At 73.8% G+C, this 14,409-nt stretch carries 10 protein-coding genes and 1 pseudogene; 4 read left to right on the top strand and 7 right to left on the bottom strand.

All coding sequences use genetic code 11. The features are described 5' to 3' along the window. The first annotated feature begins 56 nt into the window (after positions 1-56). The gene (locus ABD080_RS06200; RefSeq protein ID WP_343904041.1) at positions 57-1,340 is read left to right on the top strand and encodes an ROK family transcriptional regulator; all 1,284 of its coding nucleotides are present in this window, start codon (positions 57-59) and stop codon (positions 1,338-1,340) included. Between the two features lie 36 nt (positions 1,341-1,376). Here ABD080_RS06200 and ABD080_RS06205 read toward each other — a convergent pair whose 3' ends face one another. After that, positions 1,377-3,353, bottom strand: coding sequence for a glycoside hydrolase family 43 protein (locus ABD080_RS06205; protein ID WP_343904043.1), 1,977 nt, complete (start codon positions 3,351-3,353; stop codon positions 1,377-1,379). Between the two features lie 339 nt (positions 3,354-3,692). On the opposite strand from ABD080_RS06205, the pseudogene ABD080_RS06210 reads away from it, so the two are divergent. The 3 genes and pseudogenes from ABD080_RS06210 to ABD080_RS06220 form a co-directional block, all read left to right on the top strand. Continuing rightward, positions 3,693-5,557: pseudogene (locus ABD080_RS06210) on the top strand (glycoside hydrolase); the annotation flags it as partial. A gap of 36 nt (positions 5,558-5,593) precedes the next feature. After that, positions 5,594-5,905 (top strand): glycoside hydrolase family 30 beta sandwich domain-containing protein, encoded by a 312-nt coding sequence (locus tag ABD080_RS06215; RefSeq protein ID WP_343904047.1) that lies wholly within the window; start codon positions 5,594-5,596, stop codon positions 5,903-5,905. 28 nt (positions 5,906-5,933) lie between these two features. Continuing rightward, entirely contained in the window at positions 5,934-6,614 is a 681-nt protein-coding gene (locus ABD080_RS06220; RefSeq protein ID WP_343904049.1) for a hypothetical protein, read from the top strand. 12 nt (positions 6,615-6,626) lie between these two features. Here ABD080_RS06220 and ABD080_RS06225 read toward each other — a convergent pair whose 3' ends face one another. The 6 genes from ABD080_RS06225 to ABD080_RS06250 form a co-directional block, all read right to left on the bottom strand. Further along, positions 6,627-7,949: a glycoside hydrolase family 27 protein gene (locus ABD080_RS06225; RefSeq protein WP_343904051.1), complete on the bottom strand. Its 1,323-nt coding sequence runs from the start codon at positions 7,947-7,949 to the stop codon at positions 6,627-6,629. A gap of 1 nt (position 7,950) precedes the next feature. Continuing rightward, positions 7,951-9,222, bottom strand: coding sequence for an FAD-binding protein (locus tag ABD080_RS06230; RefSeq protein WP_343904053.1), 1,272 nt, complete (start codon positions 9,220-9,222; stop codon positions 7,951-7,953). Position 9,223: 1 nt separating this feature from the next. Further along, a complete protein-coding gene (araA, locus tag ABD080_RS06235) occupies positions 9,224-10,732 on the bottom strand; it encodes an L-arabinose isomerase (RefSeq protein WP_343904055.1) in 1,509 nt (502 codons plus the stop codon). Between the two features lie 5 nt (positions 10,733-10,737). Then, entirely contained in the window at positions 10,738-11,493 is a 756-nt protein-coding gene (locus ABD080_RS06240; RefSeq protein WP_343904057.1) for an L-ribulose-5-phosphate 4-epimerase, read from the bottom strand. A gap of 80 nt (positions 11,494-11,573) precedes the next feature. Next, entirely contained in the window at positions 11,574-13,208 is a 1,635-nt protein-coding gene (locus ABD080_RS06245; RefSeq protein WP_343904059.1) for a xylulokinase, read from the bottom strand. A gap of 150 nt (positions 13,209-13,358) precedes the next feature. After that, complete coding sequence (locus ABD080_RS06250) at positions 13,359-14,387, bottom strand: LacI family DNA-binding transcriptional regulator (RefSeq protein ID WP_343904060.1); 1,029 nt, start codon at positions 14,385-14,387, stop codon at positions 13,359-13,361. Positions 14,388-14,409 lie beyond the last annotated feature (22 nt).

Here is a 14,409-nt window from a genome sequence, read left to right on the forward strand (position 1 = left end):
TCACCGGACGGCCACGAGCGGGTCGCCCCGCAGGCCCCACGACCGGGAGGGAAGCCGTGGCCACGAAGACGTCCAAGGACATCCGCAGCGAGAGCCGCTTCATGGTGCTGCGCACGGTCTACGTGCGCGGCACGGTCACCCGTGCCCAGGTGAGCGCCGAGACGGGGCTCAGCCCGGCGACGGTCACGACCCTCGTCGGCGAGCTCGTCGAGGAGGGCGTGCTGCGTGAGGCGGGCCGGATCTCCTCCCAGGGTGGGCGGCCCACCTCGACGTTCCAGGCGAATCCCGCGCGCGGCGCGCTGCTCGCGGTCGACGTCGCGGAGACCTACGTGCGCGTCGACCTCTTCGACGCGTCCCTCGTGCGGGTGGACCAGGAGCGCGTGGACCTCGCCCCGGGGACGCAGAGCATCGCCACCATCGCGGAGCGGATCGGCGTCTGCATCACCGTGATCCTCGCGCGGCACCCGGAGCTCGAGGGGGAGGTGCTCGGCGCGGGCATCTCGCTGCCCGGGCAGGTGGACCCGGCGCGCGGGGTGGACGTCTTCGCCCCCAACTGGGACTGGCACGAGGTGCCGCTCATGGAGGAGCTCGAGAAGGCCGTCCCCGTGCCCGTCCGCATCGACAACCCGCTCATGGCGCTCGCGACCGGTGAGCTGTGGTTCGGCGCCGGGCGGCGCTTCCGCCACTTCGTCGCCGTGAACCTCGGGACCGGTGTGGGGGCGGGGATCATCGTCGACGGCCAGCTGCTGCGCGGCCCCGGGAACTCCGCCGGCGAATGGGGGCACACGACCCTCGTCTGGGGCGGGCGCGCCTGCCGCTGCGGCCGCTCCGGCTGCGTCGAGGCGTACGTGGGCGTCGAGGGCATCCGCGCCACGGTCGCGGAGATCGACCCCGAGCACGAGCTGCTCGCCGTGCCCCATCACCGGGACTTCGTCGAGCGGCTCATGCGGGCCGAGGCCGCAGGGGACCCGACGGCGCGCGAGGCGCTGCTGCGCACGGGCGACTACCTCGCGGCGGCCGTCGGCAACCTCGTGAACCTGCTGAACCCCGAGCACGTCTCGGTGCTCGGCTGGATCACCCGGTACGCGGGCTGGGAGCTGCAGGAGCGGGTGCGCGAGCGCATCGCGCAGGAGTGCCTGCCGGGCCCCTCCGCCGCGCTGAGCATCGAGTTCACCGAGGCGGACGGCGAGGGCGTGAGCCTCGGCATGGCGGTGCTCGCCCTCGAGGGCTTCCTCGAGCGGGTGGGCCTGCCGAGCCCGTCGAGCCCCCCGACCCCCGTGGTGCCCGCCGCCGGGCGCGGCCCGCGCACCGGCTGGGCGGTCCCGCAGCGCGAGGGCTGAGCGGCCGACGGGGTCCCCGTCGGCCGCCCGCTCCCGTCACTCGGCGACGACCGCCACCCAGCTGACCTGCACGTCGGGCGAGCGCGTGGGATGCAGGACGAGGCGGATCTCCCCGGCGTCGCCCACCTCGACCCCGCCGTAGGCCGCGGCCTCCGGGGTCGCGGTGAACAGCTGCTGGGCCGCGACGACCTCGTCGTTGATGCTCACCTGCGCGGCGCGGTTCGCCCAGGGCCACGGGTCGTAGTAGCCCACGTGCACCGTGTACGAGCCGGCGGGCAGGTTCGCGAAGCGGTACGTGAGGTCGTCGTGGTCCGTGGCGTAGCGCAGCGTGCGGTCGATCGAGTCGGTGCCGCTGCCGGCGCTCTTCGAGCGGCCCTCGTAGCCCCACACGCTCCCCGTGGCCGGATCCGCGCCGTAGGGCTGGTCCGCGACGGAGTTCCGCAGGCCGCGACCCCGGGCGTGCTCGCGCAGGGCGAGGTAGTCGCTCGTCTCCTCGCCGCCCGCGTTCACGAGGTAGACCATGTGCTGCGGGACCACGAGCACCTCGCGGCGCACGGTGAGGCCCTCGGACCCGGAGAGGGTGCCCGTGACGGCGACCTTCCCGGGGCGGTCGAGGCTCGCTTCCCACGTGACCTTGCGCTTCTCACTCGTGCCGCCCGCGAGGCGGAGGGTGCCGTGGCGGGGGAGGCGCTGCGTCTCGCCGATCCGCACGGACCCCGGCAGGGCGACGTCGACGGTGAAGGCGGGCTGGGCGGGCTGGTCCTCCCAGCGCCAGGAGTCCTCCCACACGAGCGAGGTCTGCGTGCCCTCGCCGAAGCGCAGCGGCAGCCAGATGTACGGCGCGTTCCTGAGGTCGGAGGGGGTCCAGCGGTCTCCCATGTAGATGTAGGTGCCGCGCTCGGGGTCCACGGGGATGACGTTCGTGGACTGGGAGCGGAAGGTGGTTGCGGCGCCGTCCCCGGTGACGGGGTTGCCGTGGTCGGTCCACTCGCCGAGGATCTCCGTCGCGGTCGCGTAGCTCGCGGGGTTGGGGTCCCAGCCGGTGGCGCCGGAGGTGATGAGGTAGTAGGTCCCCGCGCGCTTGAACAGGGCCGGGGCCTCGCGGTGGGCGCCGATGTAGGGGCGGATGAAGTCCACGCCCTTGACGGCGTCCTCCGCGGGGGTCGCGAGCTGGGTGAAGTCCGCGTCGAGCCTCGAGATGAACAGGGAGTAGTTCTCCTCGCTCGAGTAGATGATGTAGGCGGTGCCGTCGTCGTCGAGGAAGAGGGTCATGTCCCGGGCCATGCCGGGGTTGTCCGGCTGCCAGTCGGGCTCGCCCTCGGGGGCGTGGTGCAGGCGGTAGCTGTCGATCCAGCGGAACGGGCCGGTGGGGGAGTCGGAGACGGCGACGCCGGCGCGGGCCTTCGCGTACTGGGCGGTGGAGGTCTCCGAGGGGCCGTCGGCGTGGACCCACATGACCCAGGTGCCCTTCGCGGCGTTGCGGAGCACCTTGGGACGCTCGAGGATCGCGGCGGGGGCGTTGCTGCCGGGGGTCGCGGTGGTCTGCAGGTCGCGCACGACGGCGGCCTTCTGCTCCTCGGTGTACCCCTCGTAGAGCGCCGTGAAGTACGGGTCGGTGTCGATCTCCTCCGCGGTGGTGAGGGCGCGCAGGGCGAGGCCCTCGTCGGTCCAGGAGTAGAGGTCGCGGGAGGTGTAGACGTGCACGCCGGGGGAGGAGCCGTAGCCGTTGGTCCGGTCCTCGCCGTACCAGAGGTAGAGCGGGCCCTCCGCGTCATCGGAGACGACGACCTGGCCGCCGTGCGCCTGGATGACGTTGCCGGCGGTGTCGAGCCAGGGCTCGCCGGGCGTGAACGCGGTGCGAGCGTCGGCGTCCTCCTCAGCGGTCGTGCCCTCGGCGAGAGCAGGGGCGGAGGCGAGCGCGGCCAGGGGCGGCGCCGCGAGGGCGGCGGTCAGGACGCTGCGCCGGCGGGGGAGCATGCGGCGGCGGGGGAGGGGAGGTAGGGGAGCGGGCACGGGGACTCCTCGTCGAGTCGTGCGGGAGCGGCCGGCGCGGTCGCGGGGCCGACGGGCGCCGGGCACGTCCGCGTGCTCCGGTCACCCTTATCGCACCCCTCGAAAGAAGTGCGGTGGGTCGACCGTAGCCGGGCCGACGCGGGATGGGAAGGGGTGTGGCCGGATGGCGAGGATGTCTGGACTTCGCATTGCGGCGCCCTTACCCTAAGGGTCACCAAAAGCCGCTCGACGACGTGCGGCACCAGGAGACGAGGCGCCATGTCCACCGCATCCCCCACGCCGTGGAGCGCTCGCTCCCCGATCCACCGCCCCGGTCTCGTCCGCCCCACCCGGCGTGCGATGCTGGCCGGCTCCGTCGTCGCCGGGGTCGCCGTCGGCGCCGTCGGCGGAACGGGGACCGCCCGCGCGGAGGGCGCTCCCGCCGCGCCGGCCTATACGATCACGATCGACCCGACCGTCCGCCACCAGCGGATCGAGGGCTTCGGCGCCTCGGGCGCCTGGTGGGCGCAGAAGCTCGGCGCGTGGCACGCGCCGCGCCGCCAGGAGGTCGCCCGCTTCCTCTTCTCCCGCAGCCAGGGGATCGGCCTGTCCCAGTACCGCTACAACATCGGCGGGGGGACCGATGAGACCATCACCGATCCCTGGCGCACCGCCGAGGGCTTCGAGACCGGACCCGGCACCTACGACTGGAGCCGCGACGCTGCCGCCCGCCGCTTCCTCCGCGCCGCCGCGGACCACGGCGTCGAGGATCTCATCGCCTTCGTGAACTCCCCGCCCCGGCGGCTCACCGCGAACGGCCACACCTACGGCGACCCCGGCACCGCGAACCTCCCCGTCGAGCACCACGAGGAGTTCGTCGCCTACCTCCTCGACGTGCTCCGGCACTTCCGTGACGAGGAGGGCATCGCCTTCCGCACTCTCAGCCCGATCAACGAGCCCCAGTGGACCTGGGACGGACCGGGCCAGGAGGGATGCCACTACGAGCCCGAGCAGGTCCACGAGCTCACCGCCGCGGTCGTCCACGCCCTCGCGGACAGCGACCTCGACACCGTCGTCTCCGCCCCCGAGTCCGGCGAGTACAAGGCGCTCTACTCCGGGCAGTCCTATGCGGACGTGCTGCTCGAGGACCCCGACCTCCGCGCCGGCCTCGGGGAGCTCGCGACCCACTCGTACTGGTCCACCGACGAGCAGCGCACGTTCGCGGCGGAGCACCTCGCCGCGCACCCCGAGGTCCCGCTCGCCATGACCGAGTGGTGCGAGATGGTCGGCGGGCGCGACGCCGGCATGGACTCCGCCCTCGTGCTCGCCCGCACCGTCCACGCCGATCTCACGCTCGCCGGCGCCACGAGCTGGCAGTACTGGATCGCCGTGAGCCGCTACGACTACCACGACGGCCTGCTCTACACCGACTACGTCGAGTCGGGCGACGAGGAGGCGGTGCAGGAGACACGACGGCTCTGGGCGCTCGGGAACTACAGTCGCTTCCTCCGCCCCGGCGCGCGCCGGATCGACATCGCGCTCACGGAGTCCGCACCGCAGGAGGGGGTCATGGCCTCCGTCCCCTTCGTGCGCCCCGAGATCACCGCGGGCACGGCGACGGGGGAGCGGATCCTGAGGGTCGAGGACCCCGCCGGGGACGACACCGGCCCGGGCTACGTCACCTATCCCGGGAACGCCGTCTTCGCGCCGGGCACCTTCGACCTCCGCTCGGTCGAGATGATCGACGACGGCGAGGACGTGCTCGTCGCCGTCCGGCTCGGAGCCGATCTCGTGGACCCCTGGGGCGGGTCGCCCGTCGGCCACGACCTCGTGAACATCGACCTCTACGTCGACGCGAGGGCCGAGGGCGGCTTCACCGATCTCCTCCCGGCCGCCGCGCCCGGGTCGCCGAGGGCTTCGCCTGGGACCGGGCCGTCCTCGCCTCGGGGCGCACCGACGTCATCGCGGCCGACGTCGCCGCGAAGGTCTCCCCGGAGATGCAGGAGCGGCTCTTCGTCGCGCTCGAGGACGCACAGCAGGTCGCGGGGGACACGCTCACGATCCGCGTGCCCAAGGCGTTCCTCGGCGACATGCAGCCGGGCTGGGCGATCCAGGTGGTCGTCACCGGCTCGGAGGGGAACGCGGAGTCCGACTCCCTGCGGGTGCGCGAGGTGCTTCGGGAGGCGACGGACTGGAACTTCGGCGGCGGCTCCGACGGCCACGAGGACCCGAACATCATCGACCTCCTCGTCCCGGACGGCATGACCCAGGCCGAGGCCCTCGCCTGGACCCCGGCGAGCGTGGTCGAGGTCCGGGCCTCCGCCTACCTCGACGAGGAGACCGGCAAGCTCGTGGTCGTCGCGATCAACGAGTCCGCGAGCGAGCAGGCCGTGGAGATCGCCGTCCCCGTGCGCTCCCCGAAGCTCCGGCTGACGCCCTGGCGGACCTCCGAGGACGAGGCGCTCGCGAAGGGGGAGGCGGTCGTCCTGCACCGAGGGGACGACGGCGCCGCCCGCGGCACGGTGACCCTCGCTCCGCGCTCGGTCACCACGTTCACCGCGCCGCGGCCCTGACGGAGGTGGTGGCTCCTACGATGGCGCCATGTCCTCCGTGATCCGTCGCGACCTGTGCACGCTCTCCGAGCTGCTGTCCCATGCCCGCCTCGACCTGATGATCGAGGCGGCGATGCTCGGTCCGGACATGCGTTCTCGCGTGGAGCGTCATGGGCTCATGTGGGAGGACGGCGGGGGCAGCTGGCTGCAGGTGGTGCTGCTGGCCGGTGACCGAGCGGTGGTCCTGGGCGTGGACCGTGACTACTCCCGCACGGTCGGCCAGGTGGACCTGCTCGAGGGGCTGCCGGCCTGGGTCGCGGACGTCACGCGCACCCGCGACGACGGCCAGGCGGAGTCCTGGCTGGGCTTCGTGCTCTGGTGGGAGGACGGCGCGTGGTGGAGCGCCGAGCATCCCGTGGACGACGGGGTTGCGCGGATCCCCCTGCTGGGCGGCTTCCGGGAGGACGAGCAGCTCGACGCCGTCGGCGAGGCGGTGGCCGTCGCCGCGATGGACCACCAGCGTGAGGACGACCCCCGGGAGGAGCAGGAGGTCGATCCGGATGCCGTCCGTCGGCTGGTCGCCGCGGGCACGGCGGTCGACGAGCGGCTGCTGCTCGACGCGCTGATCTTCGAGGAGCTGGACCTCGGCCATGCGGTCGCCGTCGCCCGGGCCACGGGCATGATCTATCCGGCGCGATCGGGAGCGGAGGCCCGCGAACCGCTCGCCTGAGCCGCCCCGGCCTCAGCCCCGCGGCACGTGCCGCAGCAGCACCGCGCCGTGGCGGGGGATCCGCACGTCGATCGCGGTGGAGCCGGGGGCGACGCCGCGGGCGTCGTTGGACTGCACGGCCACCTCCCGCAGGGGCGCCGGCTCCCCGCTCCACAGGTCGGTGACCTCGCCGAGGTCGCGGCCGGGCAGGCCCACGTCCTGGCTGTCGAGCGACACCTCGAGCTCCTCCTCGCCCACGTTGAACGCGGCGATCCAGGTGCGGCCGTCGGCGGCGTCGGCCGTCCACAGCACGAGCGGGTCCTCGCGGAACACCTCCCGGCTCGCGGTCGCCTCCGTCTGCACGGCGAGCACCTCGGCATTGCTGAGCAGGGCGATCGTCGCGGGATCGGAGGTGGGCAGGTCCCCGCCCACCATGAGCGGGGAGCGGGCGATCACCCAGAGGGTCATCAGGGTGCGGCGCTCCTCCGGGGTGAGCAGGTCGTCGCGGGGCTCCCCGCGCTCGGCGCGGAGTCCGATCCGGCCCAGCGGCAGCATGTCGCCGTCGGGCCAGCCGTCCGGGCCGGCGTGCGGGGCCCAGCGGGCGAAGCGCGCGAGGTTCGCCTCGACGTCCTCCCACGAATCCCAGAGGTCGTCGCAGATCCGCCACATGGTCGCGTGCTCACGCAGGTGCGGGAGGCGGGTGAGGGACAGGTCCCGGCCGGGGGAGAGGCTCAGCTGCATCGGCCGGCCGCTGCGCGCGATCGCCGCGGCGAAGGCCTCGATCTCCGAGGCCTGGTAGGGCCAGAGCATGTCGTCGACCTTGAGGAAGTCGACGCCCCACGCGGCGTACTGCGCGAGCACGGAGTCGTAGTAGGCGCCCGCGCCGGGCACCGAGTGGTCGATGCCGACCATGTCCGGGTTCCACTCGCAGGCGTTCGTCGGATCCGCGATCTGCGCGGCGGTGAGCGCGGAGCCGGCCACGGGGAGGTCCGCGGCGACGGCGCGGCGGGGGATCCCGCGCATCACGTGGATGCCGAGCCGCAGGCCGAGTGCGTGGATCTGTTCGGCGAGCGGGCCGAAGCCGGCGCCGCCCGCGGCGCTCGGGAAGCGGCCCGGGTCCGGCTGGAGACGGCCGTGGCCGTCCATGACCAGCGGGGCGTCCGCGTTGTAGCCGTGGGAGCGGGCCGACGGATCCGCCCAGTCGATGTCGACGACGATGGTGTCCCAGCCGTGGGGGAGCAGGTGCTCGGCGAGGAAGCGGGCGTTCTTGAGCACCTCCTCCTCGGTGACGGTGGTCCCGTAGGAGTCCCAGGAGTTCCAGCCGCGGGGCGGGACGGCGGCGGTCGATACGGTCATGTCACTCCCCGAGCAGACGGTCGGCAAAGTCGTTGGCGAAGGTGCGGCCGGGATCCAGGCGGTCGCGCAGCGCCAGGAAGTCCGCGAGCCGCGGGTACCGGTCGCGCACCACGGCGGGGTCGGTCGTGAAGACCTTGCCCCAGTGCGGGCGCGGGGCGAAGGGCGCCAGGCGCTCCTCGATCTCCGGCAGGAGCGCGGCGACCTCGCGCGGCATCTGCTTCCACGTGAAGTGGACGCAGGCGCTGTCGCGGTGATGGGCGGGGGAGAGCCAGAGCTCGTCCGCGGCGACGGTGCGCACCTCGGAGGCGTGCAGCAGCGGCCGGATCCGCTCGCCGAGCGGCATGACGGCCGCGAGCGCGGCCGCGAGGTCCTCCCGGGCCACGAAGTACTCCGACTGGATCTCCTCCCCGCTCGAGGGGGTGAAGGCGAGACGGAAGTGCGGCAGCCGCTCGTGCGCGGGCCCCGGCTCGCCGCTCTGGTCGGTGCAGGGCTCCGCGCCGATGCCGGGCAGCGGGTGCACGGGCCGCGGGGCCCGGGTCCCGCCGTGCCAGCGCTCGGGCAGCGCGGGCTGTCCCTCGGGGCCGAGCCGACGCTTCACCCAGGCCTGCGCGATCGTCCCGTCCCAGTGGTGGAAGAGGCTCACGCTGTTCCCCGCGCCGAGGATCGCGGAGAGCTCCTCCTGCGCGAGCGCCGCGGCCGGGAGGTCGAGGTGGACCGTCTGCGCCATGTCGTGGGCGGGGACGAGGTCCAGGGTGAGGTGCGTGGCCACGCCGAGCAGGCCGAGCGCGAGCACGGCCCCGCCGAACACCTCCGGATCCGCCTCGCGGTCCAGGGTGAGCAGGTCCCCGCCCGCGGTCACCAGCTCGATGCGGCGCACCGCGTTCGCGAGCGAGCGGTGGCCGTCCCCGGAGCCGTGGGTGCCGGTCGCGCTCGCGCCGCCCACGGAGATGTGCGGCAGCGAGCCCATGTTGCCGAGCGCGAGCCCCGCCTCGTGGGCGGCGACGGCGACCTCCCCGTACCGGACCCCCGCCCCCACGCGCACGGTGCGCGCGGCGGTGTCGACCTCGATGTCCGCCGGCATCCGGGCGAGGGTGACGAGCGGACCGCTCGAGACCGCGACCTCGGAGAACGAGTGGCGGGTGCCGAGCGCCCGGAGTCGCGGCGAGGCGGCCACGAGCTGCTGCAGCTCGGCGACGGAGGCGGGGGAGTGCAGCGGGCCGGGGCCGTAGTCGACGGTCCCGGACCAGCTGCGGCCCGGTGCGGAGAAGGCCATGTCAGAAGCCCTGAGCGAGGCGGTGGTAGACCTGGTTGGTGCGCAGCTCCTGGGCGAAGGAGCGCACCGTGGTGGTCTCGTCGATGATCGCGAGCTCGAGGTCGCCGATGGTCGCGAGGTCCTCCCAGGTCTCGAGGTCCACCGCGGAGCTCATGACCGTGTGGTGGGCGGCGCCGGCCGTCAGCCAGCACTCGGCGGAGGTCGCGAAGTCCGGGGCGGGCTCCCACACCGCGCAGGCCACGGGCAGGTTCGGGAGCTCCTCGTCGGGCTCGACGACCTCCACGACGTTCGCGACGAGGCGGAACCGCTCGCGCATGTCGGACAGCGCGACGACGACCGCGGGGCCGGGGTCGGCGGAGAACGTCAGGCGCACCGGGTCCTCGCGGTCCCCGATCCCGAGCGGGTGGATCTCGAGCGAGGGGCGGGCGGTCGTGAGGGAGGGGGAGACCTCGAGCATGTGCGCGCCGAGGATCTTCTCCTTCCCGGGGGTGAGCTCGTAGGTGTAGTCCTCCATGAGGGAGGCGCCGCCGGGCAGGCCGTGACCCATGACGGTGGCGACCCGCACGAGGATCGCCGTCTTCCAGTCGCCCTCCGCGCCGAAGCCGTAGCCGTCGGCCATGAGGCGCTGCACGGCGAGGCCGGGCAGCTGGCGCAGCCCGCCGAGGTCCTCGAAGTTCGTGGTGAAGGCGCCGAAGCCGCCCTCCTCGAGGAAGCGGCGCAGGCCCAGCTCCTGGCGGGCGCCGTAGCGCAGCGACTCGTGGCGCACGCCGCCGGCACGCAGCTCGGGGACGACGTCGTAGAGCTCCTCGTACTCGGCGACGAGGGCGTCGACCGCGGAGTCCTCGATCGCGTCGACCACGGCGACGAGGTCGTTGACGCCCCAGGTGTTCACGGAGACGCCGAGCCGCAGCTCCGCCTCGGTCTTGTCGCCCTCGGTGACGGCGACGCCCCGCATGTTGTCGCCGAAGCGCGCGAGCCGCAGGGAGTGCATCTCCGCCCAGCCGGTCGCGGCGCGGGCCCAGCGGCCCACCTTCGCCTGCACGCCCGCGTCGCTCGCGTGGCCGACGACGGTCTTGCGGTCCACGCCGAGCCGCGTGGCGATGTACCCGAACTCGCGGTCGCCGTGGGCGGCCTGGTTGAGGTTCATGAAGTCCATGTCGATCGTGCCCCAGGGGAGGGCGACGTTCGCCTGCGTGTGCAGGTGCAGCAGCGGGGTGCGCAGGGCGTCGAGGCCCTGGATCCACATCTTGGCGGGGGAGAAGGTGTGCATCCAGGTGATGACGCCGACGCAGGCCGGGTCCGCGTTCGCGGCCAGCGCGACCTCGCGGATCGCGTCGCGGTCGGTGAGGACGGGCTTCCAGACGACCTTCACGGGGATGTCGGAGGCGGCGTCGAGGGTCTCGGCGATCGTGCGGGACTGCTCGGCGACCTGGTCGAGGGTCTCGGGGCCGTACAGCCCCTGGCTGCCGGTGAGGAACCAGATCTCGCGGGTCTCGAAGGGGTTCTGCATGGTGCTCAGGCCTCCTGGGGCTGGTCGTCGGCGGGGGTCGCGGCGCTCTGGCCGTAGACGTTCTGGTAGCGGTCGAAGAGGGAGTCGACGAGATCCTGGGGGATCGGCAGCGGCTCCCCGAGCTGGCGGGAGACGTGCACGGTGCGGGCGACCTCCTCGCACATGACGGCGGCCTTGACCGCGTCCTTCGCGTCGGAGCCGATCGTGAAGGGGCCGTGGTTCTGCATGAGCACGGCGCGGGAGCGGGAGCCGCGGAGGGTCTCGACGATGCCGCGGCCGATCGAGTCGTCGCCGATCACGGCGAAGGGGCCGACGGGGATCGGGCCGCCGAACTCGTCGCCCATCATCGTGAGCACGCAGGGGATCTCCTCGCCGCGCGCCGCCCAGGCGGTCGCGTAGGTGGAGTGCGTGTGGACGACGCCGCCCACGTGGTCGAGGTGCTCGTACACGTAGGCGTGGGCGGCGGTGTCCGAGGAGGGCGAGAGCGAGTCGGGCGTGCCGTCCTCGATCTTCGCGCCGTCGAGGGTGCACACGACCATCGACTCCGAGGTGAGGTCGTCGTAGGAGACGCCGGAGGGCTTGATGACGAACAGGCCCGGGAGGTCGGCGGGCAGGCCGGGCACGCGCTCGGAGACGTTGCCGGCGGTCCAGACGACGAGCCCGTTGCGGGGCAGCTCGGCGTGCAGGGCGGCGACGCGCTCACGGGTGGCGGCGACGGCCTCGCGCACGGGCGCGGGGAGGTCGGCGAGGACGAGGGGCACGGGGGCTCTCCTTCAACGTTGTAGCAGGACGTGCGGGGGATCCGACGGGCGCGCGGTGCGCCCGTCGGGGGAGGGGAGGTTCAGGCGAGCGTCTCGCCGGCGAGCCGCTCGACGGGCAGTGCGGCGGTGTACGCCTCGAGCCAGCGGGCGTAGCCGGTCACGCCCTCGGGGGAGGGATCGAGCACGCTCTGGTCCTCATCCGCGAAGACCTCCTGGTCCAGGAAGTCCGTGAGGGAGAGGTCCCCGTCGCCGTGCCGGCGGCGGCGGGCGTAGGCGGCGAGCAGGGCCATGCCCCAGGCGCCGCCCTCGCCGGCGGAGGCGCCGACCGCGACGGGGGTGTCGATCGAGTCGGCGAGGACCTGCTGGGCCACGCCCGCGGTGCGGAAGATGCCGCCGTGGGCGTGCATGACGTCGAGCTGGACGCCCTCGTCCACGAGCAGGGCGCGCATGCCCACCGCGAGCGCCCCGAAGGCGCCGTGCAGCTGGGCCCGCATGAGGTTCTCGAGCGTGAAGCCGGCGGACTGCTCGCGCACCAGCAGCGGGCGGCCCGAGGGCACGCCGGTCTGGTGCTCGCCGGAGAGGTAGTTGTAGCTCAGCACGCCGCCCGCGTCGGCCTCGCCCTCGGCGCCCGCGCGGAACAGGGTCGAGTAGAGCTCCTCCGCGGGGACCGGGGAGCCGGAGAGCTCCGCGAACCGCGCGAAGATCCCGAGCCAGGCGTCGAGGTCGCCCGTGCAGTTGTTCGTGTGGATCATCGCGACCGGGTGCCCAGCGGGCGTGGTGACGAGGTCGATCTCCTCGCGGGGGCCGGAGAGCGGCCCCTCGAGCACGACCATCGCGAAGGCGCTCGTGCCGGCGCTGACGTTGCCGGTGCGCGCGCCCACCGCGTTCGTGGCGACCATGCCGGTGCCGGCGTCCCCCTCGGGCGGGGCGGCGACGGCGCCGGGGCGCAGGGTGCCGCTCGGGTCGAGCAGCCGCGCGCCCTCCTCGGTGAGCTCGCCCGCGTCCTGCCCGGCGACGAGCACCTCGGGGAGGAGGTCCGTCAGCGACCAGGGGCGATCGCGGAAGGCCTCGAGGCCGCCCGCGCGCTCGAGCAGCTCGGCGTCGTAGTCGGTGCCGTCCGCGGCGATCGGGAACATGCCGGAGGCGTCGCCCACGCCGAGCACGTGCCGGCCCGTGAGGCGGCGGTGCACCCAGCCGGCGAGGGTCGTGATCGCGCCCAGGCGGTCCACGTGCTCCTCGCCGCCGCGCGCGGCGTGCAGCAGGTGGGACACGCTCCAGCGCAGCGGGATGTTCAGCTCGAGCGTCGAGGAGAGCTCCGCGGCGGCGTCCTCGGTGTAGGTGTTGCGCCAGGTGCGGAAGGGGACGAGCTGCTCGCCCTCGGCGTCGAGCGCGAGGTAGCCGTGCATCATGCCGGAGATGCCGATCGAGGCGAGCTCGGTGATCTCCGCGCCGTGCCGCTCGCGCACCTGCGCGGCGAGATCGGCGTAGCAGGCCTGCAGGCCGGCCTCGGCGTCCTCGAGGGCGTAGGTCCAGTTGTCCTCCGCGAGGGTGTTCTCCCAGGCGTGGGAGCCGGTCGCGAGGACGGCGCCCGCGTCGTCGACGAGGGCGGCCTTGATGCGGGTCGAGCCGAGCTCGATGCCGAGATGGGCGCGCCCGTCGGCGATGAGGGCGGCCGGCGCGGCATGGTCGGCAGAGGTCACGGCGTCGTGCGTCATGGGGCCACTGAACCAGGCGGCTACCTGAATGTCAACGTTCACATCGAGGAATCCGTGAAGGCGCCGCGCTGCGCGCCGCCGTGGTGCCCGATGGCCTGTGCGGACGTCGTCGGGGCGAGATGCGTCGCGAGCGTCGGCTGGGGTGTGGGGTCAGCGGGCGGAGGACTCGCGCACCACGAGCTGCGGTGCGAGCGGGACCGCCCCGCCCTCCGGGTCGGGGCGCGCGGCCCCGTCCGCGCCGCCACCGAGGTCCGACAGCAGCAGCTCCAGTGCTGTCCTTCCCAGCAGGGCGAACGGTTGGGAGACGGTCGACAGCGGCGGCAGCAGGAAGGCGGCGGGGACGACGTCGTCGAAGCCCACCACGGCGACGTCCTCCCCGGCACGCAGGCCCGCTCGCGACAGTGCGTGGATGACCCCGATCGCCATGAGATCGTTCGCGGCGAAGATCGCCTCGGGCGGCGATCCCGCCCTGAGCAGCTCCTCGGTCAGGCGCGCACCCGAGAGCGGGGACCAGTCCCCACCCGGGATGACGGCGCCGTCGATCCCCGAGCCCTCGAGCGCCTGCTCGAAGCCCGAGCGTCGGGCGCGAGCGTCGGCCCAGTCGGAGGGGCCGGCGAGGTGGACGACGCTGCGTCGGCCCGTGGTGGCGAGGTGCTCCACCACCTGGCGGGCGCCGAGCGGCTGGTCCACACCGATCGTGCGGACGCCGGGGACGTCGAGGGGGTCCGCGGTCACGGCGAGCACGGGCGTGGATCGGGCCGCGGCTTCCACGGCCGGGATCATCGCGTCGTGGCCGGCGACCACGAGGATGCCGTCGGCGCCGGAGTCGAGAAGCTCGCCGCCGAGCTCGCGGCCGTCGGCCTCGCCGGCGACGGTGGTCAGCAGCACCGCGTAGCCCGCACGGCGGGCCGCGGTCTCGATCGCCGTCGTCGTCTCCGACGGGCCGAACAGCCCCGAGCCGTCAGTCATGACGCCGATGAGCGAGGAGCGGGTGGTCTTCAGCTCCCGTGCCGCCCGGTTCGGGCGGAAGCCGAGCTCGGCGATCGCATCGCGCACCCGCTCCTGCGTGGACTCCCGCACGCGCTCGGGCTCGTTGAGCACCCGGGACACCGTCTGGTACGACACGCCGGCGAGGGCGGCGACGTCGGCCATCGATGGGCGGCGTGGAGGCGTGCTCATGGGAGTCCTCTCGTTCATGCCG

It is taken from the genome of Brachybacterium rhamnosum, from assembly GCF_039526185.1.
Lineage (GTDB): Bacteria > Actinomycetota > Actinomycetes > Actinomycetales > Dermabacteraceae > Brachybacterium > Brachybacterium rhamnosum.